Origin of the sequence: Streptomyces zaehneri (genome assembly GCF_032248645.1) — a bacterium.
Lineage (GTDB): Bacteria > Actinomycetota > Actinomycetes > Streptomycetales > Streptomycetaceae > Streptomyces > Streptomyces coriariae.
Genome location: NZ_JASTTJ010000074.1, coordinates 1 through 421, shown reverse-complemented (window position 1 = coordinate 421; position 421 = coordinate 1). Strand labels below are relative to the sequence as shown.

General features: G+C 39.7%; 1 protein-coding gene. It reads right to left on the bottom strand.

Features of this window, described 5'->3' with window-relative positions:
* A partial coding sequence (locus QQM72_RS40695; RefSeq protein WP_314225837.1) for a M28 family peptidase occupies window positions 1–421 on the bottom strand: 421 nt, incomplete at both ends.

Below are 421 nucleotides of genomic sequence, written 5' to 3'. Positions count from 1 at the left end.
ATATACGCGTGCTAATTCCAATAATCCGGCAACACCCGAAGCATTGTCATCTGCACCATTGTGTATCATACCATAACTGTCTTTTGCCAAAGAGCTTCCCTGTTTTCCTTCTCCAAGATGGTCATAGTGAGCCCCAATAACAACGGTTTTAGCCGCATTATTATCTAAAAAGCCAATCACATTTCTGGCAGGTCGGATGCTATCGGTAACTTTAACTTTTCTGACTTTAGCCTCAAAGTCCTGATAATAACCATTTACTCCTAAAGGCTCCAGTTTATATTTTTTAAATTGTGAAGTGATGTATTTTGCGGCTTCTTGATTTTGTTTGCTCCCTGTTCCACGGCCCTTCATTCGGTCACTAGCCAAAAAATAAACGTGCTTTTTCAGATTTTTAACTTCAATCTCCTGTGCATAAGAGCAT